This window comes from Maritalea sp. (assembly GCF_051251695.1).
Classification (GTDB): Bacteria; Pseudomonadota; Alphaproteobacteria; order Rhizobiales; family Devosiaceae; genus Maritalea.
On the sequence record NZ_JBPOEU010000014.1, the window covers coordinates 68,505 to 88,955 of the forward strand.

Sequence of the window (20,451 nt, forward strand, 5' to 3'; positions counted from 1 at the left end):
GTTCACTTAGGTGCAATTTATGTCGCAACGCGCATCCAATCATTTTCAAATGCCACCAGAAAGCCTGACCGGTCTTAGCCGAGATCTCCTCAAGCTTGAAGAAGCAGGAAAAGAAGTGATCATCGGGCTGATAGGTGCCGGGGAAATGGGTACTGATTTGATCATGCAAGTCGCTCGTATGCGGGGCTTGCGTATTGGGGCTGTGGCGGTGCGCAATGCTCAAAATGCGCTTAAGGCAGTTGAAATTGCCTATGGGGATCGTTCAAACAGCGTCGTTTGTGAAAGCGACGCCGCGATAACCAAAGCGATTGAAATGGGCAAAATTGCGATTTGCACGGACGCTTCGCTGATCGCCAACAATCCGCTTATTCAACAGGTTGTGGAAGCGACGGGCAAACCCAGCGTTGGCGCTGATATTGGGCTGCAAGCGCTTGAGGCCGGTAAACACCTGATCATGATGAATGTTGAAGCGGACGTTACTGTTGGCGCATATTTAAAGCGCCGGGCGCGCGAACTTGGTTTGATCTATACGGTTGGGGCTGGTGATGAGCCTTCGTCCATTATGGAATTGGTGGACTTTGCCAATGCTCTTGGATTGCCGATTGTTTCTGCGGGTAAAGGTAAAAACAATCCGCTCAACCTGGATGCAGTGCCCGATGATTATGCGGCAGAAGCCAAGGCCCGAAACATGAACCCGCGCATGTTGGTTGAGTTTGTTGACGGGTCGAAAACCATGGTGGAAATGGCCGCTTTAGCCAATGCAACTGGTTTGGTGCCGGACAAGCCTGGGATGCACGGGCCAGAAGCAACACTTGATAATTTGGAAGATATTTTGATCCCGGAATGGGATGGCGGCATTTTATCCGATGTGGGTCGTGTGGATTACACCATCGGCAAAGGTGTTGCGCCGGGTGTTTTTGTTATCGTTAAAGCGCCCCATGAACGTATTCATGAGCGGATGGCAGACCTTAAAGTTGGTCGCGGTCCTTATTTTACGCTTTACCGCCCGTTCCATTTAACCAGTTTGGAAGTGCCGTTGTCTTGCGCGCGCGTTGCGCTTTATGGGCAGGTGGATATGCAGCCGCTTGATGTGCCCGTGGCCGAAGTTTGCGCTTTGGCTAAAAAGGATATGCGGCAAGGCGAAAAGTTCGATGCGATTGGGCAATATTGTTATCGGTCTTGGACGATGACGGTTGCTGATGCTCGAAAAGAGGATGGCGTACCGTGCGGCCTAATTGAAGGTGGCGTCGCCACAGCGCCAATTCGCAAGGGTGAGTTGATAACCTATAAAAACTGTTCGCCCGACAACGGGTTGGCCATTGTCGGGCTTCGTACCAAACAGGATTTGCTATTGCGAAATTGACTGGGGTGTCAATTAGTCAGCAAGGCAGTCCGTCATGTTGGTACGAATTTGGTTGATCAGCTCAAAGTATAGTTTTGGGCCGGTCTCAAGATTTGCGCCAAGTGGGTCCAGTTCTGCCGAGCGCACATCGGTTCCTTCAATGGCCAGTTGAACCAGCCTTGCATCGAATTGAGGTTCGGAGAAAACGCATTTGATATCGTAGGCCGCGAGTGCATTTTTAAGTGTGAGCAGGCGTTTGGCACCCGGTTTGATTTCTGGGTTAATGGTGACAACCCCAGCGTTTTTTAAGCCGAAGCGGTTTTCAAAATACTGGTAGGCATCATGGAAAGTCACAAACTTATGATCGCCAAAATCAGCTAATTTTGCTTCAGTCTGTTCAATAAGCTCGTCAAGTTCGTCGACCAATTTTGCCGCATTGTGTAGATATTGTTTGGAATGCTCTACATCATGTACCGATAACGCGTGTGCGATAACTCTTGCCATGGCTTTGGCGTTTTCAGGGTCCAACCAAATATGCAAATCATGATCGCCATGATCATGTCCGTGCGCGTCGTGATCATCATGACCATCATGTTCCCCATGCTCTTCATGATGCTCACCTTCTTCGTGGTCTTTTTCCTCAGGCAGTAATCCAACATCGCGAGCATCCAACACATTTATGCCAGGCTGTTCGGCCAGAGCCAGTGTTAGTGCGCTTTTGGGGATCGTCTCTAGCGCCTTTTCGAGGAACGTTTCGAAATGCTCGTCGACCCAAAAAATAAGATCTGCATTTTGTAGTTTTTGCGCATCTGAGGGCTTAAGCGCGTAATTGTGTGGCGACGCGTTGGCTGGCACCAAAACATGTGTATCCGCATGTCCGCCACTAATATATTCTACCAGTGAATGGATGGGCCGGATTGAGGTGACAATTTGCAACCGCTCAGCTGCCGCCAATTGAGGGGCAAAACTTAAAGCTGCTGCACATAAGGCAAGTGGGACAAAGCGCATTTATGAAAATCCGTTTTTGATGATTGATATGTAATAACATTACAAGTTTGTGTTATGATATAACGTATGGCATAGAGAGTGGCAACAACAAATTTGGGCAATTGGGGATCGTATTCTTTGATATGCGAAAACTGTTCAAGCTCATGAACGAATAGGGGTGCCAAAATGGCGGCCGACAAGGATGTGCTCGTTTCACTGACGAATGTTGGGGTTGAGCTGGATGGAAAATGGCTGGTCCGCGGCGTCGACTTTGAGGTGAAGCGCGGTGAAATCGTTACGCTTATTGGACCTAACGGGTCGGGTAAGTCGACGAGTGTAAAATGTGCGCTTGGCTTGCTTAAGCCTACCGAAGGAACGGTGGCGCGTGATCCCAAATTGGTGGTCAGCTATGTGCCGCAAAAGTTCGATTTAGATTGGACGCTTCCCTTAAGTGTGCGGCGTTTGATGAATTTGACGACAAAACACACTGATCAAGAAATTGAGGTCGCGTTAGATCGTGTGGGCATTCGGCATTTAATTCATGATGAAGTGAGCGGTCTGTCCGGCGGGGAATTTCAACGTGCGCAATTGGCTCGCGCAATGCTGCGCAAGCCCGATTTGCTGGTGCTTGATGAGCCCGTACAAGGGGTGGACTTTCAAGGGGAAGTTGCTCTTTACGAGTTGATTAAAGACATGCGGGACATCCATGGCTGTGGCATTTTGTTGATATCACACGACCTGCATGTTGTGATGGCAGCGACCGACGTGGTGATCTGTCTTAATGGGCATGTATGCTGTCGTGGCGCGCCCAAATTAGTCGCCCAAAGCCCTGAATATCAAAAACTATTTGGCGCAAGAAGCTCGCAGGCATTGGCCTTTTACGATCATCATCATGACCACAAGCATCTGCCTGATGGCCGTGTGCAGCATGCGGACGGCACCATTTGTGATGATTGCGATCATTCGCCAAAAGCCCCCGAAGATGACGGCCAAGGCAATGATCGTGGGGACCATCACCATGCTTGATGATTTCTTCATACGTGCAATTGTCGCCGGCATCGGTTTTGCCTTGATCACTGGACCATTAGGGTCGTTCGTCGTTTGGCGCCGCATGGCCTATTTAGGCGATACAATGGCCCATTCTGCCTTGCTGGGCGTGGCCATTAGTTTGCTTTTAAACATCAATTTGATGGTTGGTGTGGTTGCGGCTGCTCTTTTGGTTTCAGCCGCGCTTATGGTGCTTGAGCGGCGCGGTGTATTTTCATCTGATGCCCTGCTGGGCATTTTATCGCACTCCACTTTGGCTCTAGGGCTTGTGCTTGTTGGTTTTATGAGTTGGGTGCGGGTGGATTTGATGGCCTTATTGTTCGGGGACATTCTTGCCGTGTCTAAAAGTGATATCGCACTGATTTATGGATTTGGCGCGTTCATTTTGCTTGGTCTTATGTGGGGTTGGCGTGCTTTAATCGCTGCAACTGTGAATGTTGAATTGGCGCAAGCTGAGGGGATGCATCCGCAGCGCTCGCGCATCCTACTAATGGTGTGCTTGGCGGTCCTCATTGCCATCGCGATGAAAATTGTCGGCATATTGCTTATCACTGCGCTATTGATTATTCCTGCCGCCGCTGCACGGCGTCTATCTGGTAGTCCAGAGCAAATGGTGTTCATCGCGTCAATTGTTGGCGTTGTTTCCGTTGTTGGTGGGTTGAATATGAGCCTTTCATTTGACACCCCATCTGGGCCGTCAATTGTTGTCGCGGCACTTGTGATATTCCTCATTAGTCTGTTGCCGATAACCAACCTGTTGCGCAAAATAAGGAAAACTAGCTGATGGCTTCAAAGCATAATTTGACTAAAAATCAATCGCTTGTGTTTGACCGGCTCGTGGCCTCAGCGGTCCCGATGAGTGCATATGACTTGCTGGATGAGCTGCGGGGGAACGGCTTGAAAGCGCCCTTGCAAATATATCGCGCCTTGGAAAAACTTCAGGAATTTGACCTGGTTCATCGGCTCGAGAGCATGAACTCATTTGTTGCCTGCACGGGTTCACATTATCACGGGGCAGATGCTGGTTTTGTGGCTTTTGCCATTTGCGAAGCATGTGGAAATGTAAGCGAGTTTTCGGATGAAATAGTGCAAAATCAACTGATGGCATGGTCTAAGGAACGCCAGTTTAGCCCGCATAAAACCAGCTTAGAAATTCGCGGATTATGTGCGGCCTGCGCTTGATTCGCAGCATTGACGATTGAGCGTAGTTTACAATACACCGCATTTGGATCGTTAATTGCTGTATTCGTTAACAGGCAGGTTTGCAACACTTGAGATTATGGAGAATTTGTGCCCTCAGATAGTTCAGTTAACATACTGAAATATCTAGCTTAACAGTTCTAGTTTCTGAAGTTATTCACATACAGACAAGTGTTTAATAAATTAATAAATCGAAGAAAGTTTCTTAACCAAACTACAATAGGCTCAATTTCAACAATATGTTCGAAAATGTAGGACAATATGGAAGAGTTCGACCTCTTTGCGGATGATGTTGATGACATCAACACCATCGTCAAAACGCAAGAATCGCTGTTTGATACCGAGCAGCGATTGGGCGCGATGCTTGACGCAATGCCTATGGGCCTTTTGTTTCATACCCAGCAAGGCATTCTTTACGCCAATGGCGAAGCTTGCAAACTGCTAAAAGCCAAAAAAGCGCAACTAATTGGCCGCCACTTTTTGGACTATGTGCGCGAGGACGAGTTCATAAATGCAAACACGTTGTTTCAGGAAGCGTTTAGCGCCAGTGAAACAGCAATTGAGGCTGAAAGCGTTATTGTCAGCAGCGGCGCGAACGATCGTCTGATCAAAATCACCGCTAGCCGATTGCCATGGGAAGGCACGCCCGTTGTTCAAGTTTTGTTTCAAGACATAACGGAGCAAAAGCAGGCAGAACAATCTTTACGGATGCTCTCCATCACAGATGAGCTAACAGGTGCCTTTAATCGGCGACATGTGTTTTACGAGGCAGAAACTTACCTTAAGCAAGACGAAATTCCTCCGCTCAGCATTGCCCTGCTTGATATCGACCATTTCAAGTCGCTTAACGACACCTATGGCCACGCCTTGGGTGATTTAGTTCTAAAAGAAATCACCAGAATTGCGCATGAGTTTATCGGCGCCTTGCCCAATTGCGACTCCGCTATGTTCGCTCGAATTGGTGGCGAGGAATTCCTGTTTCTATTTCCCGGACTTACCGCAGATGCAGCCTTTGCGGCAGCCGATGCATTTCGTCTAGCGCTCATGCGGCTTAGAGTGGTCGCAGATGATGGGCGCATGGTGGGCACATCAGGCAGCTTTGGCGTCGCAGAATTCCGCGATGGCGACAGAACAATCGATAAATTATTAAGTCGAGCCGATGATGCGCTATACGGCGCAAAAAGCGATGGCCGAAATAAGGTGGAATACGCTAAATAAAGATCGATAATTTCGTTTTGTTTGGAAAAATGGAACAGGTGATTTTATCAAATTTTCATAGATAAATGGTGATCCCGACGCGATTCGAACGCGTGACCCCCAGATTAGGAATCTGGTGCTCTATCCTGCTGAGCTACGGGACCACTGATTTGCCAACATAACCTGCTCTCTCCAATGAGAAAAGTCGGAATAAGGGATGATTTTTGCCTTATTTTCATGCAACATCACCTCTATTAGGTGATGTTGTTTTGGTTGGGGCTTCGTATTTCTTGGCATTTTCAGTTTTCAAATCAATTGTGGCGGTTAGCATGAGCATGTCGATGTTCTTTGGCGGGGCTGCATATGCGTGCGAAACGCTTAAGCCAGGCCCTAAGGGTCGGGTTGTTGAGGTGACCGATGGGGATACAGTTGTGCTTGATAATGGCGACAAAATTCGTCTGATCGGCATGCAAGCGCCCAAATTGCCGCTTGGTCGTATCGGGTATGAAAAGTGGCCCTTTGCAGATGAAGCGCAGGCATTTCTTGATGACTTTGCCATGGGCGAAAACGTTCGCATTTATTATGGCGGAGCGCGCAAAGACCGTCATGGCCGGGTGTTGGGGCACCTTTTTGTTGATGACGACAAGGAAAAGTGGGCGCAAAAAGCGGTGATTGAGGCTGGATTGGCGCGGGTATATTCGTTCAGCGACAATCGGCATTGCCTTGACGAACTGTTGCAGGCTGAACGCAAGGCACGCGCTGAGCGCCGCAATATCTGGAGCCACGACTATTATCGGCTTCGTGATGCGCTAAAACTGCAGCATTTGGAAAAACGCGAAGGACACTACGAACTGGTCGAGGGGCGCATTTTTGGTGTCGGGGATACCGCGCACCGCGTATATCTCAATTTCGGTCGGGAGTGGAAAACAGATTTCACTGCGGTGATCGATAGACGGGTTGTAAAACATTTCACGGCGATGGGAATTGATTTAAACAAACTTGACGATGCTTTGGTTCGTGTGCGGGGTTGGGTCGATATTGATGACGGGCCACGAATTGATGTAACTCATCCTGAGCAAATTGAAGTTTTGGCGTTGAAATCGAAATGAACATTCTACGAATTTTAACAGCTGCTGCGATCAGTGCATCTCTTTTGGGGTGCACGACGATTTTTAATGGCGGGCCGAATGTCGGGGTTAGTCGGCTCGGCGACGGGAGTACCTCTATTCCTGCGGGCACGGACCCAAGTGACCAGGTGGTTGGCCAACGCGAACATCCAAAAATTGTTGCGACATATGGCGGCTCCTATGCGGATAGGTCGTCTGAGATTATGATTGCGCGGCTGGCGGGGAAATTGTTGGTTGCCGCAGGCGAGGGAAATAGCAAACTCACCGTAACTATTTTGGATAGCGAAGAGGTCAACGCGTTTGCGCTGCCGGGCGGCTATATTTATGTAACGCGCGGTATTTTAGCGCTTGCCAATGACGAAGCAGAGCTTGCGGCGGTGCTGGCTCACGAAATTGCTCATCTGACACTTCGCCATGCGCGAGAACGGTCGAATAGGGAACGCACAAGCAAAATCGTTGACCGTGTGGTTGGCGGATTTTTGGGGTCAAATCCAGAAACGGATCAATCAGCAGCACGGTCAAAACTTTCGCTTGCCGCGTTTTCACAGGCACAAGAATTGGCGGCGGACAAAGAGGGCGTGAAAATTGCAGGGCAGGCAGGATATGACCCTCACGCTGCGGCTCGGTTTTTAGGGCTAATGGGGCAGTTCGCTGCATTCAAATCCAAAGAAACAACAGGCGATGATTTTTTGTCGAGCCATCCTTCAACACCTGATCGTATCGAATTGGCGGTGAAAGCTGCACGCGGTTTTGGTGCGCCCGGGATCGGCGCTAATGAACGCGCCCGTTATCTTAGAGCGATTGATGGCATTGCATTTGGGCCCAATCCCAACAATGGGACGATTGCAGGTCAGCACTTTTTACACCCAAATCTAGGTTTTATATTTTCAACGCCTAAGCGATATGCGCTGAGCAACGGGAATTCTTCTGTGGTCGCCGTCGCTAAAGATGGCACGGCAGCGCGGTTTGATAGCGTGTTTGTGCCGGTTGAAGTTTCTCTGGTTGATTATATTTCTTCGGGCTGGGTTGCAGGGCTTGACGAAACCTCGATCAAAAAGACGCGCGTAAACAATATAGATATGGCGACGGCCGCTGCGCGGACCAAGGATTGGGCGTTTGAAGTGGCCGTGCTGCGGTTTGACGATCAGGTCTACCGTTTCATCTTTGCAGCGAAAAGCGCGGGTGCGCGCCTTAGTTCTGATTTTAAGTCAACGCTTAAAAGCTTTAGAAAAATTCGAACAGCGGACTTAAAGCAAATTAGAAAATATGAAATTTCGGTTTTGGCCGCACGACCCGGGCAAACGAGCAAGGACTTTGTTGCGCAGATGAAAGGCGTATCGCAAAGTGCTGCGCTGTTTAATGTGTTGAATGGTTTGTTGCCGGGGGATCAACTGGTTGCTGGGCAGGGCTATAAAATTGTTGTGCCTAAATAATAGGGCGCATATGATTGCTACCGTATGATCTTCATGCAAAGCGGTTCTTGTTTTGCGCTTTTCTCAATTACATCTGTGAGATTGTTTGCATTTTAAATGTGCGAACGGGTGAGGTGGATAATGGTCGATCTAATTGGATATGTGGCTGCAATTTTGGGAACCATTTGCTGGTTGCCACAGACCATAAAAACTTGGCGTACAAAAAGGACCGCTGATCTGTCTTTGTCGGCCAATTTGTTGGTTCTATCGACGATTTTACTTTGGTTATTGTACGGCATTGCGCTGATGGCTTGGCCGCTGATTATTGCGAATGTTATTTCCGCAATTTTGCTGGGATCAATTGTTTTGGCTAAACTTATATACAAATAAACCGCACCAAGTTTTGTTGATGCGGTTTATAAATTTTGCTGAAATCGGCTAACGATTACGCGGCAGCTTCTGAAGAAGATGAGCTGTCGCCCTCTTCAGTTTTTGGTCCACGACGTGGGCTTTTTGCCAAGTTCTTTTGGATCAATTTAAGCGCTTCGGTAAGCGTGATTTTGTTCACAACGCCGATTTCGCGTGACATGCGATCAATGGCAGCTTCAAACAATTGGCGTTCTGAATATGATTGTTCAGGTTGTTCTTCTGAACGGAACAGATCACGCACAACTTCTGAAATCATGATCAAATCACCTGAGTTGATCTTCGCTTCATATTCCTGTGCCCGGCGGCTCCACATAGTGCGTTTTACACGCGCACGTCCGGTAACGGTTTTTAGTGCTTTTTCAACTGTGGTTTCTTCGGCAAGTTTACGCATGCCGACGCTTTTCACTTTTGCAAGTGGAACGCGTAGCGTTAGTTTGTCTTGCTCAAAATTGATCACAAAAAGCTCAAGGGATGTGCCCGCGACTTCTTGCTCATCGATACCGGTAATTTGGCCTACGCCATGTGCTGGATATACAACAAACTCGCCTGTTTTAAACCCTTGACGCTGAACTGACTTCTTAGTTGCCATTCGGTAGTACTCCTGATTGACGCCTTAACACCTTAATTGGGTGTCCTAACTGATCTATACTGACCATTGCTGTGAAAAGTGCCGCTCACCAACCCGACTGAGGTTTTGTGATTGGTTACCAAAATCTTAATTTGATTGCATTTGAGCAAAAAAAACGTGCCCTCCGGCACGGCTGGGTAAACGACAAAATTACAACTGTTACGCCAATGTAACACAAAAACGCGACAGAATCAATTTTGTCGCGTTTTCCCGTATATAATGCTTAATTTTGCCGTTATTGGCGAGACGCTCAGTCGCCCTCGCCGGGTGCTTCGGAGAAGTGGTTTGCCAATTTATTCTTTTCACCGTCGAACTTTGCAGCGTCTGCAGGTGGCTCGCGTTTTTCGGTGATGTTTGGCCAAACGTCAGCAAATTTGGTGTTGAGTTCCAACCAAGCTTCTTGGCCTGGCTCTGTGTCGGGCAGAATTGCTTCTGCTGGGCATTCAGGCTCACACACGCCACAATCGATACATTCATCCGGATGGATGACCAGCATGTTCTCGCCCTCATAGAAGCAATCAACAGGGCACACTTCCACGCAGTCCATATATTTGCATTTTATACAATTGTCGGTGACGATGTAGGTCATAAGGTGAGTTCCGTTAGGTGTACATTTGCGCTGCGGCAGTTGGGGAAGGTGCAACTGGACTTACCCGGTCCCTTAAGAAAACTGACGGTCTATTGGCTAATGAATTTTTTCAAGAAGCGCAAGGGCGGTTTTGAGCAACGCTTTTCAATCCTTGGGCAAATGTTGAAATGCTGTTTCAATCCGGGGTTTTTAGCTGGTCAGTTTCCCGTCTTTCCCGCTTTGTTGGTCGACCTGCGCCTTTTTCACGCACCGCTTGAGCTAACGGACGAGGTGCATCCGATTTTGGCAGGGGTGGCGGACTAAGGTCTTCAAAAAGAAGAGCCGCTAAAGTTGCAGATTGGCGCTTTTCGCCGGGATCGAGCATTTTAAGAATACGAATACCGCGCGGTAGGGTGATGGTGAGCACGTCACCCACCTTAACCTTGGCTGCTGCATTGACGCACCGTTCTGAATTTACCCGAACGTGTCCGCCATTCACTAGCTTTTGTGCAAGTGTGCGGGTTTTTGCGCATCTGGTGAACCAAAGCCACTTATCTAGTCTTTGCCTTCGTTCTGGTTCATCCATGTGGGCGTTTGACTATTTCTTTAATGCGGCAAGAGCGGCAAATGGCGAATCTGGATCAATCGGCTTAGATTTTGGCGCAGGTTTACTGTTCCGCTTTTGGTGTTGAGCGGCCTTATTATTAGGCTTGCCAGCTTTTTGGCCTTTGCCCTGAGCGTTTTGGTTGCGGTTCTGGTCGCGCTTTTTACCCTGAAACTGCTTGTTGTTCCGACGCGGTGCGGGGTGCCAAACTTCGTCGAACTGTGGCTCTGCTGGTGGTTCGGTGTCAGCCGTTGCTTTTTCGTCTGTCTCAGCTGCAACAGTTGGTGCTGGACCGTCGTTATTGTTGGCCGCTTCAACCGCTGGTTCTGCGTTTTCAACGCCAGCGGTTTCTTGGTCGGCATCTGCTGCTGCGTCCGCTGGCTTTTCATTGTCGTTGCTGGTTGGCTCAACAGCTGTAGGTTCAACAGGCGTGCGCGTGACTTTATATCCAAGGGATTCCAAGACGGTTGAAAACTCTTCACCCGCACAGCCCAGCAATGATGTCATTTCAACGGTTACGCGGAAGCCATTGCCATCAGCAGCGCCTTCGGGCGGCATGTCCTGATTTCGCTTTGGATCAAACGCGATGAGTGGACGGATCAAATCGGCAAGCCGCTCGAGAATGTCCACACGCACGGCCCGGTTGCCGGTCACTTTGAAACCGGCAATTTCATAAAGTTCTTTAGCGACGTCGGGGTCAACGTCAATTGACGTGCGGCCTGATAGAATTATTTGGGGTAGTTCGCGTACACCGGGCTGACGTACACCGCCATTTTGTAAGGCCCAAAGAATGAGCGCGATTTCTCGTGGCGCTGGTTTTAGCGAAAGCGGCAAGTAAATGTGGTAGGCACCAAATTTAATGCCCATCTTGCGCATGGCCCCACGTACGTCTTGATCGAGTGATTTAACATCATCTGCGATTTCAGTTCGTGGGATAACGCCCAAACTCTCCGACAAGCGAAACGCCACGCCGCGTGCGGTGCCGTCTAAATCGGTTGGGTTTTTAAGCGCAATCAATTGTTCAAGTTGGGTGTTGATCGCATGGCGGAGCCATAGATCTAATCTGTCTTGTACAGATCCCAAGTCTGGGCCCGTTAGGCTTTCGTCGGCCAAAACAACCAAGCGTGGGGTCAAAATATCATCACCCGGAGAAAGTTCCGCGATCACCTCGCCGCGCCAACGGATAAGACCATCTGCGGTTAAAACGAACTCGTCATTGGGCGAATCGGTAACTTTTTCCGCTCGCTTTTTAATCTCGGGCGCGATTGCAACGCTTGCGGCAGAGCGCAAGTTTTTGGTTTCGCCGCCATCCTGAGAGGAGAGGGTAAATCGAAATCCTTCAATAGAGCCAATAGCTTGGCCCTCCAAGGAAACTTCGCCGCTTTGTGATACTTCTGGAGCCGTCATCTGTTTATCTCTTAAATGGCGCATTAAAACACTGGTGCGTCGATCAATAAATCGCTGCATAAGACGCTTATGTAATGCGTCTGATAGGGAGTTTTCAATCTCTTTTGTTTTTTCACGCCAATAGGTAGGATCTTTGAGCCAATTTTTCCGGTTTGCGACGAATGTCCAAGTGCGGATTTGTTTGATCCGATTGGACAAGGTGTCAATTTCGCCATTTGCATTGTCGCAAAACCTGACCTGTTCGGCAATCCAGTCCTCGTTAATTGTGTCACTTTGCGCAAGATTTGCAAAGATTGTGGCAATTATCTCACCATGTTGGGCCGGAGAAATGTTGCGATAGTCCGGAATTGACGCGCATTCCCATGCCAGTTGGGTAAGCACTTTGCCCGATTTGGGGCCAATATCTGGGTGCCGCATCAAAAATTCTAGCCCAAGCTGGTCTTTTGCCACCGGCACATTCGTCAATTTATTGTGGGTTGATCGTTTGTCCAGAGAACGTTGCAGCGCTCTAAACGAAGAGAAATCCAACGCAGTGTTTCGCCATTGCAGCATTTTGACGGCGTCGAATTGGTGGGATTCGAGTTGTTCGACCAATTCGGGCGAAAAACCTTCTGCCCCACCGGTGACGCCGAATGTGCCATCGCGTTTGTGGCGACCTGCCCGTCCCGCAATTTGTGAGAACTCTGCCGGGGTGAGGGGCCGCATTTGTTTGCCGTCAAATTTCATGTCCGCAGCAAAGGCGACATGTTTGATGTCCAGGTTCAACCCCATACCAATGGCGTCGGTGGCCACCAAGAAATCAACTTCGCCATTTTCATAGAGCTCAACTTGGGCGTTGCGGGTGCGTGGGCTAAGGGCGCCCATCACCACAGCAGCGCCACCACGTTGACGCCGGATCAGTTCCGCGATGGCGTAAACCTCGTTTGATGAGAACGCGACAATGGCCGAGCGGCTGGGCTGCCGGGTGATTTTCTTTGAACCCGCATAGGTGAGTTCTGAAAACCGTGGCCGCATGATGATTTCGGCATTTGGCAACAGCGCCGCGATGATTGGGGCCATAGTGGCCGCGCCCAGCAATAGCGTTTCTTGGGTGCCCCGGGCGTTTAAAATGCGGTCGGTGAAAATGTGCCCGCGATCAAAGTGGGTCGCGGTTTGTATTTCGTCCACCGCCACACACTCAACAACCAGATCGGTGGGCATGGCCTCCACCGTTGCCACCCAATATCGAGCGCCTTTGGGGGTAATCCGTTCTTCGCCGGTGATTAGGGCCACAGCGCCAGTACCAACCCGATCAACTAGCCGTTGATAGACTTCGCGCGCCAGCAAGCGCAGTGGCAAACCGATCATACCAGAGCGGTGCGCCAATATGCGTTCAACAGCGTAATGGGTTTTTCCGGTATTGGTTGGCCCCAAAATGGCCTTAACGTTACCCGTTGAAAAGGTTCCCGCTGAGAATTGGTTCGGCATAATCTGCTCCGGCGTCCTTAAAGTAGCTGCCCTAACTGTCTTTTTTTGGGACAGGACATCGGGTTAAAACAGCGATGGATTTACCATTAGTACGAAACAAGAACGAACACGGACCGAATCGCGGTTATGTGTAGATTCTGATTTCGTTCTCCACATTATATGGTGGGTCATGGTGCAATGAGCCACTATTTTTCCAAAATTGGGCCATTTGTGCTCTTGAAAATACAAATGGGCGTTCATTTAGATTTCGAAACGGTTAATTTGCGGTGTTTGCTAACGAGTGTTGCTTTAGTTTGAATTTGTGTGGTGCCCGTTTTTTTGTTGCGTTAACTTCTTGTGCTGGAAACGTAAGGCCTTTTACTCAAAATTTTACCAAAAAGAAATTGACGTGTCGAAACGAGAACGCACTTCAAGGCCTTATGGTTAATGCGCGGCGTTCAAATTTTGTGGTTTTTTAATAATTTAGCCGGGTAAGCACCATGGATAGGTCGCCAAATGCAGTGCCGACCAAAACTCGGTAGGGGATCATATACCCGGACTGTCCCAATGGGGCGTACCAGATCAAAAAGCGCTGGTTGCTTTTCATGTAGTTCGTGGTGTCTGAATTGGTGAAATGGCCAGAGATCGGCTTGTAGCGCATGGTACACAGCATCACAGGGCCTTGATAGCCAGTGCGTTTAGACGTGGCCGTTTGTTTTTCGGCAAATTTGAGGTCGAGATCATATCGCTCAACGCCCGTATAGACCTTAAAGCTGCGATTACACACGTCAGGGTTCAATGTGTCGGCTTTCACGAGGAACGCGGCGATGGGGTCGTTGATCTTGCGACGATGCTTGGACACAACCGGTACGCGGTTTTGGTTTTGGCTGAGTGGCGGCACCACTTGGGTACTGGTGACATTGGCGTTGTTGGCTTGAAACCGCACAGTAAATGTGTCGGTGCTGGTTTTCGTTTCCAACAGAAATTGATTGGATTGCAACTGTTTACCGTTCGACGTTCCGCTGGATGTCAGCTTAGCGGTGCCAGCTGAAACAAGAGACGCTAGCCCTGAAACATCGCCATCAATGTTGGCAGTATAATTTTGGCCATCGTCTTTAAAATTCACCCCCACCTCAGCGATATTGACGCCACGTAAGGTCACCACATATCGGGCTTGGGTGTTTAATGACGCTGCAAACCCGTTTGTGGGTAACATTGCAAAGACAAATAGGGTAAGAAGAGTGCGAAAAAGACGTTGCGAGGGTAATGCGGCCACGATGTCGGTCGCTCCTTGGCTAATAGGCGAACTGGTTTTACGAATCACTGATTTTTTACAGTGCCGACATGGAATGACGCTTTCAAGGCATTTCGAGATGTAAAATCAACAGAAGTGCTTGACTAATGTGCGCCCATTATCTATTTAAACGCGACTTTTTCATATAATTGAGACCTGTCGGGCTCTGCGTAATGCAGGAGACAATTCAGGTTTTATGGATCGAACGGGAATTAAAACATGGCACGTCGTTGTGAACTATCTGGCAAAGGTGTGATGTCTGGAAATAATGTGAGCCACGCGCTCAACCGGACTCGTCGCAAGTTTTTGCCTAACTTGTGCAATGTGACTTTGATGTCTGAGGCATTGGGCCGCAATGTGAAACTTAAGGTTTCTGCTGCAGCTTTGCGTACTGTTGAGCACCGTGGTGGCTTGGACGCATATTTGCTTAAAGCGAAAGACACTGAATTGTCAGTTCGCGCACTAGGTGTAAAAAAAGAACTTCGTTTGGCGCTTGCGTCTTAAAAACGAATTTTTTTACAACAATTCAAATTTGATACCGCGCAACTTAAATGTTTCGCGGTATTTCTTTTTTAAGTGGCGTCGGTCTCTTGCCGGAATTGCTGCGTAACATAGAGGTGCATTATCATGCTCACTCGCTTTTTTCTGGCCATCGCGGCCATGGCGATCGTTGTCGTTTCGTCAAACTATCTTGTGTCCATTCCTGTTGATGTTCAACTTGGAATGTTTGATCTCAAAGAGATCCTGACCTGGGGTGCGTTTACCTACCCATTTGCATTTTTGGTAACAGACCTGACCAACCGTCATTTTGGCCCAAAATCGACGCGCATTGTCGTGTTGGTTGGCTTTTCGCTTGCGGTTTATTTGTCGCTCAAACTCGCCAACCCACGGATTGCGGTTGCATCGGGTTCTGCATTTCTGATTGCCCAATTATTAGATGTTTCAATCTTTGACCGGCTTCGCAATGGGGTGTGGTGGCAAGCGCCGCTGATCTCCTCAGGCATCGCCTCGGTTATTGATACAGCGATCTTTTTCACCCTGGCCTTCGCACCGGCATTTGTGGGCATCGATCAGTTCTTCAACCAAGCAGACACATCATTGGGGTTTGGCGTTCCGTTTTTAAGCGTAGGCGCTGAAGTGCCGCTTTATATTTCGCTGGCCGCTGGGGATATGCTGGTAAAAATGCTCATGGTTTTTGCCCTATTGGCGCCGTTCAACTTGCTCCGTCGGGTTATTGCAGACCGGCAAGTGGTGAGTAACGCAGCCGCTTAGACCTTATCAAGGTTTTATCCATCAGATTTAGCCAGATTGTTTGTGAGCGCGATTTGGCAGTTAAAGCGCCCCGGTTTTTGTCGGGGCGTTTTTTTGTGCAGAAGTTTTTGTAAGGTCTAAGCCTTTGGTGCGCTTGCCCGAACAGCCTATTCAATGTTGGTCGTTGCAATATCTTCAAGCGCGGCGGACAAATCGCTTGGAACAATTTCGCATCCTTAAGCGTTGCTCTTTTGAACAAATGAAAGAGTGATCATGACCGATTTTAAAAAAGAATTTTGGGACCGTTTGGAAGATGTAAGAGCTGGGTTGATGGAAGTGGATGGCCGCTTGTTCCCCATGTCGCCCAACGTTTCCGATGACCATGATGGGGTAATCTGGTTTTTAACTGCCAATGGCACTGATGCAGCGGATGCGGCCAAGGCCGGCAAAGCGGTCCGATTCGGCATTTGTGATACAGGGTCGGGTCTGCATGGCTATGTGAACGGTACAGCAGCGGTTTCTGATAACAAAGAAAAACTGGACGAAATTTGGAATTTCGTCGCGGCATCTTGGTACGAAGAAGGTAAAGACGATCCAGATTTGGTGCTGATTAAATTTACCCCTAAAGATGGTGAAATTTGGTTGAGCCCTGAAAATGGTGCGATGTTCTTGTTTGAGACGATCAAAGCGAACATTACCGACAGCAAACCCGATTTAGGCGGTCGCGCTAATCTTACCTTCTAGGGCGACCGAGACGCCCTGCCTCCGTCCTGACGGACTTTGTTGCCCCTCAGGACGGTTAAGACACTTGCGGTTGGCTGCCAAATGATTGCTTTTTTGTCGACAACACAAATTGATCAAATTTTATGTTTAGACTTGGGCAAATCGACACAGCGTTCGCCACCACCTTTGGCCTCACTATACGGAGCATCACCATGAAACAGCATTTCGCCTTCGCCCTTTTCGCCAGTTTGGCGTTCACCCCAGCTGTGGCGCAAGATGAGGCATATGGTGGTGCTAAAAACGTGCCCGAATTCTCACCGGCCTTTGAAAACCAAACCCGAGCGCCAGTGCTCAGCTCTGACGTTGCTCTAAATACGGAAATCGTCGCCTCCGGTCTTGCCAATCCATGGGGTATCGCCGCGTTGCCAAATGGTGGGTATCTGGTTACTGAGCGGGAGGGTCGTTTGCGGCTTCTCACGGCAACAGGTGAGCTGGTTGAAGACCCGATAGAGGGTGTTCCGACGGTGTTTAATGAGGGGCAAGGTGGTCTGCTTGATGTGGCATTGGCGCCTGATTTTGAAGAAAGTCAGGTTATTTTCTTCACCTATTCAAAACCCACGGACAATAACCTTTCAGCTACCGCAGCGGCCCGTGCGGTCCTTTCTAAGGATATGCGTAGCCTTACTGAGGTGAGAGATATCTTTGTGCAAACCCCGCCTTCGCCCACGCCGATGCATTATGGCAGCCGCATTGTGCTGCATGATGGCTATGCCTACATCACCACGGGCGATCATTCGTCGGTGCAAGAAAGGGTTTTTGCGCAAGATTTTGACAAAACCTATGGCAAAGTCATTCGCGTGACGATGGATGGCGAAATCCCAGCTGACAATCCATTCGTCGGGCAAGATGGGGCGATTGAAACCATCTATGCGCTGGGTATGCGCAACGTACAGGGTGCTGCGCAACGTCCGGGTACCGAGCAAATTTGGTTGTTGAGCCATGGCCCAAAAGGGGGCGATGAGTTGAACAAATTGCAAGCCGGTGCAAATTATGGTTGGCCAGCGGTGAGTTATGGTGAGAACTATAATGGCTCCCCAGTTGGCAGCGGTGGTCCGCGTGCGCGAGGCTTTGTCGAGCCGCAATATTATTGGGATCCTGTCATCGCGCCTAGTGGTTTTGCGTTTAAGACCGGAGACGAATTGTCTGCTTGGAACGGCAATATAATTGCCTCCTCGCTTAATCCCGGCGGCATTGTGCGCCTAACTCTTGATGGCGACATCGTGACAGGGGAAGAGCGCTTGCTGCCTGAACTCGGCCGTGTTCGCGACATCGAGATTGATCAGGACGGGTCCATCCTTGTGCTGACTGATTCTGACGATGGTCAGGTGGTCCGGATTACGGCTGCGGAATAAAAGGCTGAAGTTTTTAACTTAACTTCCTTGAACTGTAACTTAGTTTGGTGGCCGCTAGGTTCATTTTGTTTGCTTTTGCCAGCGGTGCAATCCATCGAGAATTAAGTCCAAGCCAAACTCGAACTGGGTCATGCCATCATATTTGCCTTCAATTATTTGCAATGCCGCCTCATGCATAAATGGGAATTGGCGTTGTGGGATCATCGGCAAAAATTGTTCAGCAGCATGCTTATAATCTTGCGGCGCAACGGGATAGTTCAATTCCTGCGTCGTATAGCCGAAAATGTGGCTATCAATCGCGTTGCGGGCCCAGTCTGCTTGCGCATAGCTGAAACCGCTATTCACCAAACAGCCAACCGTGGCGTCTATATCGTTCAGGATGGCGTCGCCCACTACAATTCGCGAAATCAACATGGGTGCTGCCCACCTGTTTTCTAAAAGCGTTTGCCGATAAGAGATGGCGCGCTGTCGCATCGTTTGTTGCCAATCTCCATCAATGGCGGCTGGGGGGCCAATTTGCGATACGACTTCGTTGAGCATCACATCGATCAAATCATCTTTCGAACCGACATGATTATATAAAGACATTGCTGTGACACCTAAGGCGTCAGCAAGCTTTCGCATTGACAGTTTGTCTATGCTGTCTGTGTTCGCAAGTGCGAGCGCCTGCGAAATGATCTTTGCCTTGCTTAGAGTTCTCTTTTTCGGAGATGCGGATTCGCCCATCGATTTTTGTCCCCTCTCATTGCACGCTTGACTTTATATACAGTGTACATATATTGCGCTCACTAAAAGCATACACTGTATGTTTGTCGCTGTGCATATTTTTTGAGGAGTTCGCACATGTCTTTACGTCAACAAATCTCGACACTTTGGATCGTTGTGATGATCAATATGGCCTTTGCGGACATCTTGTCATTTATGTACCCCACATTTTTGACCCAAGTGGCCACGGGTACAGTCGATGGGGTGACAATTACCCCAATGTTTATGCTCATCGCGGCAGTGCTGATCGAAGTCGGGATATTGATGATTTATCTCAGCCACGTGCTAAAGCCCAAAGCGGCACGCATAACCAATTTGGTGGCGGTTGTGATTACGATTTTGTTTGTTGTGGGCGGCGGATCACTCAAGCCACACTATATCTTTTTCGCCTCAGTGGAGGTTCTTGCCCTGCTTTACATCGCGCGGTTAGCGTGGGGGTGGAAGGACGAGGCAAAAGGCAACGCCTAGATCCCGAAACGAAAAAAGCCCGCTGCAGATACAGCGGGCTTTCCAATTTCTATTCCGGCAAACAATTTAGTTCGCAACTAGATACGCAGTCAAAATATCGCGTGCTGCTTTCAAATCAGTTTTGTCGATCATTTCCGTTACCGTGTGGACATAACGACAACCCACAACAATGCCGACAGCTTTTGCGCCGGCAGCAGCTTGTTGGGCTGCGGCGCCATCTTGGCCGCCACGGGCCAGAACGGTGCGTTGGTAAGGAATGTCGTTTTTCTTCGCAACAGCTTCAACATCACGCACCAGATCAATATCGGCGATGAACGAGCTATCTTTCACATGAAGGCCAAAACCTTTGCCTTGAATGGTCACAGCTTGGTGCTCAGGTACGCCTGGGGTGTCGCAGGCAAGCGTTACGTCAATGCCGAGGCCGATGTCGGGCTGGATGGCGTGGGCTGCTGTACGGGCACCGCGTAGGCCAACTTCTTCCTGCGTGGTGAATGCCACATGTATTTCGCAATCATGGGTAGATTTGTCTGCCACAAGCTTGCGGATCGATTCAATGCCCAACCAACAGGCAACGCGGTTGTCCAATGCCTTGGAAACGACTTTGTCTTCTAGATCGAGCAATGGCTCATCCATCACCACATAGTCGCCAACTTGCACAACGTCTTTGGTTTTTTCGCCCAATCCCAGGTCGATGACGAACTCAGAAACCGTCGGGATTTTTTTGCCTTCTTCAGCGCTTTGAATGTGAATGGGTTTGCCGCCCGGGTTCATCACCGCTTTATAGTCGCCATTTTCGGTGACAACTAAAACGCGGCGGCTGAACAAGTTGCGGGTGTCAAAGCCGCCAACATTGTCGACATAGACATGGCCTTTTTCGCTGACGTGGGAAACCAAAAAGCCGATTTCATCCATGTGGCACAACAGCATGATCTTTTTAGCCGGATTTGCTGGGTTGCCGGTTGGGTTGCGTTTGCAAAGCAATGATCCCATAGGATCAGTGGTCACTTCGTCAAACAGCCCTTCAACTTCTTTTTCAATCAGCGCGCGAATGCGGTCTTCGCGACCCGGCACACCTGGTGTTTCGCACAATCGTTTTAAAAGATCGATGTTCATGGAATATCCCTTTTGGAAGTCGCCCGTTATA

Annotated in this window: 21 protein-coding genes and 1 tRNA gene; 13 read left to right on the forward strand and 9 right to left on the reverse strand. The window is 49.2% G+C overall.

What is annotated here, in order from left to right; translation table 11 throughout:
• Window positions 1–19: 19 nt before the first annotated feature.
• Window positions 20–1,363, forward strand: coding sequence for an NAD(P)H-dependent oxidoreductase (locus ACSHWX_RS10365; protein ID WP_435668140.1), 1,344 nt, complete (start codon window positions 20–22; stop codon window positions 1,361–1,363).
• 12 nt (window positions 1,364–1,375) lie between these two features.
• Here the strand turns inward: ACSHWX_RS10365 and znuA are convergent, their stop codons facing one another.
• A complete protein-coding gene (znuA, locus tag ACSHWX_RS10370; RefSeq protein WP_435668141.1) occupies window positions 1,376–2,350 on the reverse strand; it encodes a zinc ABC transporter substrate-binding protein ZnuA in 975 nt (324 codons plus the stop codon).
• 165 nt (window positions 2,351–2,515) lie between these two features.
• On the opposite strand from znuA, the gene ACSHWX_RS10375 reads away from it, so the two are divergent.
• The 4 genes from ACSHWX_RS10375 (at window position 2,516) to ACSHWX_RS10390 (ending at window position 5,794) form a co-directional block, all read left to right on the forward strand.
• Window positions 2,516–3,355 (forward strand): ATP-binding cassette domain-containing protein, encoded by an 840-nt coding sequence (locus tag ACSHWX_RS10375; protein WP_435668142.1) that lies wholly within the window; start codon window positions 2,516–2,518, stop codon window positions 3,353–3,355.
• On the forward strand, window positions 3,312–4,160 hold the full coding sequence (locus ACSHWX_RS10380) for a metal ABC transporter permease (protein WP_435668143.1): 849 nt from the start codon (window positions 3,312–3,314) through the stop codon (window positions 4,158–4,160). The genes ACSHWX_RS10375 and ACSHWX_RS10380 overlap by 44 nt, the downstream gene beginning before the upstream one ends.
• Window positions 4,160–4,558: a Fur family transcriptional regulator gene (locus ACSHWX_RS10385; protein WP_435668144.1), complete on the forward strand. Its 399-nt coding sequence runs from the start codon at window positions 4,160–4,162 to the stop codon at window positions 4,556–4,558. Before ACSHWX_RS10380 ends, ACSHWX_RS10385 begins: the two co-directional genes overlap by 1 nt.
• A 279-nt stretch (window positions 4,559–4,837) precedes the next feature.
• Window positions 4,838–5,794: a diguanylate cyclase gene (locus ACSHWX_RS10390; RefSeq protein WP_435668145.1), complete on the forward strand. Its 957-nt coding sequence runs from the start codon at window positions 4,838–4,840 to the stop codon at window positions 5,792–5,794.
• A 66-nt stretch (window positions 5,795–5,860) separates the two neighbouring features.
• Here the strand turns inward: ACSHWX_RS10390 and ACSHWX_RS10395 are convergent.
• Window positions 5,861–5,937 (reverse strand) — tRNA-Arg (locus ACSHWX_RS10395).
• Window positions 5,938–5,997: 60 nt separating this feature from the next.
• Between ACSHWX_RS10395 and ACSHWX_RS10400 the strand changes: the two genes are divergently transcribed.
• The 3 genes from ACSHWX_RS10400 to ACSHWX_RS10410 all read left to right on the forward strand — a co-directional run bounded on the left by ACSHWX_RS10400 (window position 5,998) and on the right by ACSHWX_RS10410 (window position 8,702).
• Complete coding sequence (locus ACSHWX_RS10400) at window positions 5,998–6,882, forward strand: thermonuclease family protein (protein ID WP_435668146.1); 885 nt, start codon at window positions 5,998–6,000, stop codon at window positions 6,880–6,882.
• Entirely contained in the window at window positions 6,879–8,333 is a 1,455-nt protein-coding gene (locus tag ACSHWX_RS10405) for a M48 family metalloprotease (RefSeq protein WP_435668147.1), read from the forward strand. The genes ACSHWX_RS10400 and ACSHWX_RS10405 overlap by 4 nt, the downstream gene beginning before the upstream one ends.
• Before the next feature lie 120 nt (window positions 8,334–8,453).
• Window positions 8,454–8,702, forward strand: a complete 249-nt coding sequence (locus ACSHWX_RS10410; protein ID WP_435668148.1) for a SemiSWEET family sugar transporter — start codon at window positions 8,454–8,456, stop codon at window positions 8,700–8,702.
• A gap of 55 nt (window positions 8,703–8,757) precedes the next feature.
• On the opposite strand, the gene ACSHWX_RS10415 is transcribed toward ACSHWX_RS10410, so the two are convergent.
• The 5 genes from ACSHWX_RS10415 to ACSHWX_RS10435 form a co-directional block, all read right to left on the reverse strand.
• Window positions 8,758–9,330: a CarD family transcriptional regulator gene (locus ACSHWX_RS10415; protein ID WP_435668149.1), complete on the reverse strand. Its 573-nt coding sequence runs from the start codon at window positions 9,328–9,330 to the stop codon at window positions 8,758–8,760.
• A gap of 289 nt (window positions 9,331–9,619) precedes the next feature.
• A complete protein-coding gene (gene fdxA / locus ACSHWX_RS10420; RefSeq protein ID WP_435668150.1) occupies window positions 9,620–9,958 on the reverse strand; it encodes a ferredoxin FdxA in 339 nt (112 codons plus the stop codon).
• Between the two features lie 175 nt (window positions 9,959–10,133).
• The gene (locus tag ACSHWX_RS10425) at window positions 10,134–10,523 is read right to left on the reverse strand and encodes an RNA-binding S4 domain-containing protein (protein ID WP_435668151.1); all 390 of its coding nucleotides are present in this window, start codon (window positions 10,521–10,523) and stop codon (window positions 10,134–10,136) included.
• Window positions 10,524–10,535: 12 nt separating this feature from the next.
• Complete coding sequence (locus ACSHWX_RS10430) at window positions 10,536–13,415, reverse strand: helicase-related protein (protein WP_435668152.1); 2,880 nt, start codon at window positions 13,413–13,415, stop codon at window positions 10,536–10,538.
• A 454-nt stretch (window positions 13,416–13,869) separates the two neighbouring features.
• Window positions 13,870–14,670 carry a DUF3108 domain-containing protein gene (locus tag ACSHWX_RS10435; RefSeq protein ID WP_435668153.1) on the reverse strand — a complete coding sequence of 267 codons (801 nt, stop codon included), beginning with the start codon at window positions 14,668–14,670 and terminating at the stop codon, window positions 13,870–13,872.
• Window positions 14,671–14,907: 237 nt separating this feature from the next.
• Between ACSHWX_RS10435 and rpmB the strand changes: the two genes are divergently transcribed.
• The 4 genes from rpmB to ACSHWX_RS10455 all read left to right on the forward strand — a co-directional run bounded on the left by rpmB (window position 14,908) and on the right by ACSHWX_RS10455 (window position 18,074).
• Window positions 14,908–15,192: a 50S ribosomal protein L28 gene (gene rpmB, locus ACSHWX_RS10440; protein ID WP_435668154.1), complete on the forward strand. Its 285-nt coding sequence runs from the start codon at window positions 14,908–14,910 to the stop codon at window positions 15,190–15,192.
• Window positions 15,193–15,315: 123 nt separating this feature from the next.
• Window positions 15,316–15,960, forward strand: a complete 645-nt coding sequence (locus ACSHWX_RS10445; protein WP_435668155.1) for a VUT family protein — start codon at window positions 15,316–15,318, stop codon at window positions 15,958–15,960.
• A gap of 252 nt (window positions 15,961–16,212) precedes the next feature.
• A complete protein-coding gene (locus ACSHWX_RS10450; protein WP_435668156.1) occupies window positions 16,213–16,683 on the forward strand; it encodes a pyridoxamine 5'-phosphate oxidase family protein in 471 nt (156 codons plus the stop codon).
• A 191-nt stretch (window positions 16,684–16,874) separates the two neighbouring features.
• Entirely contained in the window at window positions 16,875–18,074 is a 1,200-nt protein-coding gene (locus ACSHWX_RS10455; protein WP_435668157.1) for a PQQ-dependent sugar dehydrogenase, read from the forward strand.
• A gap of 60 nt (window positions 18,075–18,134) precedes the next feature.
• Here the strand turns inward: ACSHWX_RS10455 and ACSHWX_RS10460 are convergent, their stop codons facing one another.
• Complete coding sequence (locus ACSHWX_RS10460) at window positions 18,135–18,800, reverse strand: TetR/AcrR family transcriptional regulator C-terminal domain-containing protein (RefSeq protein ID WP_435668158.1); 666 nt, start codon at window positions 18,798–18,800, stop codon at window positions 18,135–18,137.
• 117 nt (window positions 18,801–18,917) lie between these two features.
• Between ACSHWX_RS10460 and ACSHWX_RS10465 the strand changes: the two genes are divergently transcribed.
• A complete protein-coding gene (locus ACSHWX_RS10465) occupies window positions 18,918–19,307 on the forward strand; it encodes a DUF6326 family protein (protein WP_435668159.1) in 390 nt (129 codons plus the stop codon).
• A 66-nt stretch (window positions 19,308–19,373) separates the two neighbouring features.
• Here ACSHWX_RS10465 and ACSHWX_RS10470 read toward each other — a convergent pair whose 3' ends face one another.
• A complete protein-coding gene (locus tag ACSHWX_RS10470) occupies window positions 19,374–20,420 on the reverse strand; it encodes a M42 family metallopeptidase (RefSeq protein ID WP_435668160.1) in 1,047 nt (348 codons plus the stop codon).
• Window positions 20,421–20,451 lie beyond the last annotated feature (31 nt).